At 58.1% G+C, this 647-nt stretch carries 1 protein-coding gene; it reads right to left on the bottom strand.

Going from position 1 to position 647, the window contains the following annotated elements; genetic code table 11:
• Nucleotides 1-647, bottom strand: a 647-nt coding sequence (locus tag AC1ECK_RS36650) for a protein-L-isoaspartate O-methyltransferase family protein (RefSeq protein WP_480328191.1), incomplete at both ends; no start/stop codon positions are given.

The following is a 647-nucleotide window of genomic DNA, read 5'->3' as shown; positions in this document are numbered from 1 at the left end:
TCGCGGGGCAGATGAACTTTGCCGCGTATGAGTTGGAGGTGACGCGCGTCACAAGCAACATGCCACCGAGACCGCGGTTAGGTGTCAATGGAAAGAGCAGACGACCACCCTCGTTGAGCGCTTCGAGCCAGCGGTCCACCGGGTGCGTCGCGCCAGCACTGACGTAAATCAGATCCGATTGCGGCAATACTGTCTGAGTACCGCTTTCGTTGACCACCCGGACGTACGCCAGATGAGCCAGGTTCGATGCAGCTTGCGGACCGAGAACCGGGTCAATCTCATACGCGACCACACGCCCCGCGTCACCAGTGAGGTATGAGAGAAGCGCAGTGTAATAGCCGGTTCCGGACCCGATGTGGGTGATGGTTTCACCCGGCGTGATGGTCGCTGCGTCCAGACAGCGCGCGTGGAGGCTCGGTTCACCGTTGTTAAGGCCTTGCTCTGTCTTGAGCCCGATCACAATATCCTGATAGAGAACGGCGGGATCGGACGTTTCAGTCGAGACATACCCTGACAGCGTCGAGACATTCCATGGACCGGGTCCCAGATACCTCTCCCTTTCGACCGTCGCAAATGCATCCCGGATTCTCGTGTCTTTGCACGCACCCTTGGCTGTTACATATCGCGCATAAAAGTCACGAAGCACT

The organism is Paraburkholderia sp. SSBN10T (genome assembly GCF_056619545.1).
Note: the sequence above shows the minus strand (reverse complement) of the source record. Positions and strands in the feature narration are given on the sequence as shown.